The sequence below is a fragment of the uncultured Acetatifactor sp. genome, assembly GCF_948601915.1.
In the GTDB taxonomy this organism is placed as follows: Bacteria; Bacillota; Clostridia; order Lachnospirales; family Lachnospiraceae; genus Acetatifactor.
In genome coordinates, this window is sequence record NZ_CAPDXS010000038.1 from 1 (window position 1) to 6,554 (window position 6,554).

The 6,554-nt window shown below is 54.3% G+C and carries 1 pseudogene; it reads right to left on the reverse strand.

Features of this window, described 5'->3' with window-relative positions:
• Positions 1–6,550 (reverse strand): annotated as a pseudogene (locus Q2B33_RS08505) (hypothetical protein); the annotation flags it as partial.
• Between the last annotated feature and the right edge of the window lie 4 nt (positions 6,551–6,554).

The window sequence follows — 6,554 nt, forward strand, 5'->3', positions numbered from 1 at the left end:
TGGTTCCGTTCATATCCACGTTGATGGTGCTGCCTTCCTGCGCCTTTTCTTCCTCTGCCCGGATCACATCCCAGCCGGTCTTGCCGTCCCCGCCTTTGATGAACGGGATGCCTGTGTCCGGCCTGGTCTCTGTACTGCCGCTTCCCGACCCTGTCTCTCCCGGCTGGCCGGTTCCCGGATCTGTTGTACCCTCTCCCGGCAGTTTTGCGATCGGCCTTGTGTAGCTGTGGCCGCAGCGGATGCAGGTGTACGTCATGACTCCCTCCGCCGTGGCAGTGGGCTGCTTTGTCACGCTGCTCTGGTAATGGTGTCCCAGCGCCGCTATGGTTTCGGTATAGCTGTCACCGCAGGAGCAGGTATAGGTCCGTATCCCGGTGTCCGTGCAGGTCGGCTGCTTTGTCACACTGCCTGAGTAGGAATGATGGTGCGTTTCCTCCGGCAGCTTTGGTATGCTTTCCGTGTAGCTGTGGCCGCAGCGGGTACAGGTGTAAGTCCTTGTGCCCTCGCTGCCCGTGGTCGGTTCTTTGGTTACCGTGCTTGTGTAATTATGCCCTAATGCCGGTGTCGCATTGCCTGTTTTCGTCTTTGCGCCGCAGTCTTTACAATAGGTGTCCCCTGTGTAGCCGCCTGCGGTACAGGTTGCCGCCACAAACCCACGGACTTCCGTATCGCCATGCACACTGCCGTCCGTATCTCCATAAGGCTGGCCGCACCTGGTGCAGACTGCCCTTTTGGAACAGGTTGCCGTTCCGCCCGTGTGTCCCGGCGCCTTTACCACGATACCTGATTCCACTACAGAGCCGCACTTGGTACATTCCCTGTGTCCCAGTCCGTCCTCCGTGCAGGCAGGCGCTTTCTCGCCTGCCCCTGTATAAAGGATTTCCCCTGCCACATGGTCGCAGGCTGACCTTGTGATGGCAACCGTTACCGTTTCATTCTCATAGTTGCCTTTATCCGCCCCTGCATAAACTGCCACGGCGCTTACCGTTTTCCCGACTTCAAGGGCTGTATCCTGGTCTGACGCCTGCCATTCCCAGCCTTGCGGCAGTGATACGTCCCCTACTTTTTCAAGGCTGTTTGATACATCCATAGTGCTGCCCGGCATATTCGGTGCGTTCTGCGCCTTGTTTACGGTCAGTGTTACCTTTGCCTCCACGGGATTATAATTCGCCGTATCGGAAGGCGTAAGCACTACCGTGTACTCTGTCACGTTGCTGTCAGCCACCACAGGTTTTGCGGAAGGCTCTTTCCATGTAAATGTCCCTGCCACTGCGGCGGTGCTTCCGGCTCCGTCTCCTGCCTGCCCTGCGCCATTGCCGTACTGTACGGTTCCGCCTGACAATGCGGACGCATTCAGGGTGTCCCCATAAGTGATCCCGGCTGCCGCAGGAGATTTTGCAATATAAGGCGTTGCCTTTGCCACGTTCACCGTGATGGTTCTGGTCACGGTTTCATAATTCGTTGTATCTTCTGGTGTAAATATTGCCGCATATCCGTTGTTGTTTACTGTTGGGACAATATCTGCACTCTGCCAGTTCCAGCCGCCTTTCAGTGTATTTCCGTCCACGCCGGTAACTGTGGCGCCGGTCAGGTCATCGCCCTTTAAGGTTACGGAAGGGTTATATATCCTGTCTGCCACTATCGGGACTGCTGATACAGTCGGGACTGCCTTATTTACCGTAATCGCTGCCGTGCCTTCCACGGGAGCATACGCATTATCGGTCGGTATGAACACCCATACTGCACTTGTGGTTCCTGCACTTGGTTTTGCTGCGGCATCTTTCCACGCAAGGATGCCTTCCACTGTTTTTCCATCGCCATCAACAAAAACTGCATTGTTGAATCCCAGCCCTGACAGGCTCTCCCCATAGGTAAGGATAGTATTTGCCAGGGTTACTTCCGTGCCCTCTTTCAGTTCCACGGGTATCTGGTCAGTCAGCACCGCCTTTACCGTGACCGTAATTTCCTCATAATTTCGTGTTGTTATGGTAACGGTTATGGTTCCTGCATCATTTACATTTCCCTTTGCCAGCGTATAGGATAACACGCCGTTCTCCACAGCTTTTGCAGTAAATATCATATTCCCGGATGTTATTACTGGTTCCCCGTAGGTTACAGTCCCGCAATCCCTTGGGAGCAGTGACGCAAGGTTGATTTCCGCCGTATTTTCCCTGTCATAATAATACTTTTTATTGATCTCGCTTACCGTATATCCGCCCTTCTTTGCAACGGTAACGGTTATTGTTTTGTTCGCGGCGGCATTGTAATTTGCCGTTTCCGGTAAAGAAACAGTTATCGTTGCCGTACCTGCATTTTTGATGGTCACTGTCCCGTTTGACACGGATATAACATCTGTCCCTTCGGTCACTGCATACTGTACGGCTGTCTCAGGGTTGGTATCCGTGACGCCGCTTATGGTAAATGCCGGATCACCATAGTTCACATCGTATGCGGCTGTTCCAACCGTGATCTCTGTGTCTGCCTTTTTGATGGTCAGCGTCAGCTCATTTGTGCTGTCGGCGGCATTGTAGTTACCCTCCGCGTCCACATGGGCCTTGACCGTGTAGGTTCCTGCATCTGTCGGCAGGCCGTCTTTATAATCAGTCTCGCCCTGTTTTTTATAGGAATAGCTGATCGTTCCGCCGAAGTTTTCATTGTTCTCCAGCGTTACAGTCGGCGCTGTAATGACCGCCTGCTGGTCAGTGTAGGTCAGCTCCTGCGAGGTGCTGCTCCACGCAATCGTAGGCGTGGCCTTGCCGATGGTAAAACTCCCGTTATATGTGCCCTGATTATTCCCGATGGTCACGGTCACTTTGGCTGCTGTACCGGCGTCTATGTTATCGGCATAAACCACCGTATAATCCGTGCCCGCTGTCAGCGCCGTTTCGCCTCGCGTGACGGTCACTTCCGGCTTTTTCTCGGTGCCGTCATAAATCAGGTTATCTGTAACGGAAACGGTCACGCTGTCCCCGCACGCCGCGCAGGTGCCGGTGCCCCCGCTGAACGTGTAGGTGCAGTTTTCCGTACCCAACGTTTGCCCGCAGGCCAGACAGGTCTTGGTGTGGGTGGACGCATTTTCGTTGTGGGTGTAAGTACAGACGCCCTCGCCGGTGTGCGTGCACGCCTTTACCGTCACGGTGCCGGTCAGCCATGCGGGTTTTGCGTCAAGCGGTACTTCGCCTACCTCGTCGCCCACAAGTCCTTTTGCTTTCGCAATAGGTATATCATTTTGGTGATAGGCGTACCCGGGTGCAAGCATATCCTTCATCGTGACAGACGCATTACCATCTACCCATATTGCGTGTCTTCCACTGTATGCTCCACCGGAGAGGACTATGTTTCCGCCCCCATTCACCCATAATCCATGTTCCGTTCCCGAGATAACTCCGCCGGAAATATTGACGGTTCCCCTGGTAATTTGCACACCGTAATATCCTGAAACAGTCCCGCTTTTGATGGATAGCGTTCCGCCGGTTACTTCGATTGTAATATTAGAACTCTCAATCTTTCCGCCGGTTCCGCTGTCTTGAATGGTAAGGCTGCCGCCTGAGATATAAAATGCGCCATAGTGAGATGCTTTGACAGTCTGACCGTTCAAATCCAACGTGAAGGTGCTGCTGCCTCTGATTCCAATGTAGTTGCTGCCTAAATCCACCTCCGACAGCAGGGTTACTGTCGCGCCGGAGTTTCCTTCTGTGAACGCATCGGCCAAAGCGCCTACATAGGTGGTGGTGCTGTCCTTTTTTACCCTCGCCACGGCAGTAACCGTAACATTCGTTGTGGCAGTCGCGCCGGACGCATTACCGCTCTCAATGTATTTCACTGTAAGGCCGATTTCTTTGTTCAGCGCACTTTCCGGCAAATTGCTGGTATCTACCGTCATGGTGTGAACGCCGTTTTCTACAGTGGAAGGAGCAGAGATTTGTATGTTATCATAGTAGACCGCCATCTGCTCCCCGGCAGGTGTATCAAACTCGGCCGCGGCCATGATCGCGTTGTTGGCCGGAAATGTAGCGGTAGCCTTGACGATAATCGTTTCACCAACGCTAAAGGTATTGGCGGGTGTCGTACCGTCCTCTTTATAGGTCACAACATCAGATAGCGCGGTTTGTCCTCTGGCTATGGTGACGGTTTTCGAGAGTGTCCCCTTGCCGGTGTGGGTATATTTAACGGTATACTCCAACTCGGACACCTTTTCTACGCTCAGTTCCCAGCCGTCTGTACTGGCAGTGAATGTCTGCCCGCAGATGGTCACTTCTCCATTCAGGCTGACTGCACCCTTGATCTTTTCCGTCAAATCCTCCCCGGTATAGTGCCAGTCCTCCGGGACAGAGATCATATCCTCCGTCAGATTCTCGGTGGTGAACGCACTGCCGCCGCTTAATGTGCCGCTTCCGGACAGGCTGGCTCCGGCAGGGATGTTCAGCGTATAGTCCGCAGGGACAGTATAGCTCCCGTCCAGGGTCACATCGCCGCAGACAGTGCCTGCGCCGTTCTCAAACACGATGCCGGTGGTTTTGTTGACGGTCGCCGTCGCGGTTGTGTTCCCGCCGTTGCCGATGGGAGCGCCCGCATACTCACCGCTACCGTTTCCTTTGGCATCCACAATGCCACCGGTAATGGTGACGCTGCCGATGCCACCGATCCAGGTTAAATATTGGCTTTTAGTTCCACCGCCGCCGCCAATGCCTGCGGCATAGTTGCCTCCAACAGCGGTCACTTTCCCGCCACTGATGGTGACGGTGCCATTACCGCTTTGGGTGCCGCCGCTACCGCCACCAATGCCCGCACCTAAAGAGCCGCCTGTGGAGTGTATCGTGCCACCACCAATAGTAATATTCCCGGTACCACCGTTTGTTTGACCACTGCCGCCACCAATGCCCGCACCGCCATTATTATCCGAGTAAGACATCGCTGTGATGTTGCCGCCGTAGATGCTAATATTAGTTCCGGCACCGCCGTTTCCAGTACCACCACTACCTCCGCCACCAATACCTGCGCCGACGGAAAATCCTCTACTCTCAGCGGTAATCGTGCCACCATATATCTTGATGGTACCGCTGTTGCCGCCATTTCCAGAGCTTGGGGTACTGCCTCCAATGCCTGCGCCGCTATACCATCTAGACGCACCACCAGTTGCGTTGATTACGCCGCCATGAATGGTAATGCTGCCGCTGTCAAAGATGGTGGTGCTGCCGCCGATGCCTGCGCTGGCATTGTTGCTGCTGTCAGTTGTACCTGTGGCGTTCAGCGTCCCGGTGCCGCCAGACTGGGCGTAGATGGTCAGGCTGTTGCCGGTGGTCACCACAATGCCCTTTTCCGCTGTGAGGGTACAGCCATCCACCAGAATTAGGTTCACTTCGCCGCTGACTGTGATAGGTTCGGAAATGGTGACGTTGCCGTTGACCACATACCAGCCATTGTACCATGTGACCGCCGCCGCGCTGTTTTCCACCGGGGTGCAGCTATCGGCTGTCTCCTCTGTGCAGACAACTTCGCTTTTGCTTTCGTCCCACGCCGCTTTCTGATAGACTACGGACTCTCCGCCCCTCAGCAGCATCTCCCCTCCGCCTAACTCTACCTCCACTTCCAGCGCAGCCGCATCTTCCGCCAACACAAAACCTTCCGGCAGAAATGCCGTAAAGGTATATGTCCCTTCATACGCCCCGTCCTCCGGATAAGATGCACACTTCCAGCCTGTCAGGGTGATTTCCGCATCTTCTGTCTCTGGCGCTGCTTCCGCATCTTCCTCTGTTTCTTCCCCATCTTCCGCCGCATTCACTGCAGCTACTTTGGCCTGTATCTTCTCTGGCAAGAGAGCAGTCACATCTTCCACAAATGCCGGATTTTCCCTGCCTGCTCCGGGCAATGCCAGTATACCGTCCGTCAGATATTCTTCCGGGTCGATCCATTCCCATGCCGTAATGACCTTTTCCCCGGTTACTTCCTGAACCTCTGTTTTTTCTCCCTTGCAGGAGGAAAGGTCGGCGCCTTCCGCACCGCATACGGAACAGTCCTCATTGATGCTGTCCTCCGTGCATAATGTCTCACAGATACATTCCGCCGTATCTGTGTCGGAAGCTTCTGTATTTTCGGTATTCTCCTTGGTATCCTCCGGCTTCGTACCATTACAGATTTCGCAGACATAGCCGCAGTCCTGCGCTTCTTTATAGCCACAGCTTTCGTCATGCTCGTGATGGCAGTCTAATATCTTTGTGATACAGCCGCTTTCCTCACTACATACATGGGTACAGAGTGACGGCTCCCGATTCCCTGCATCAGAGGGCGTAGCATTTCCTTTTCCCGTGCTTTCCTCTGTTTCCTCCGTTTCCGGATAACACTCGTCCGTATGCTCATGCACACACTCCGTAACGGTCTTATAACATTCTTCCCCGGAATGCTCTTCTTCCGTGGAATGCTTTTCTTCCGTATGCTCATGGGTACACGGCTGCGCTTCCGCATAGCCGCACTCCGCCGTATGCTCTGTGTGGTGAGTGCAGGAACCTGATACAGATTCTTCAGCCAGCACCCCTGTAGGGTACAGACTCACGCAT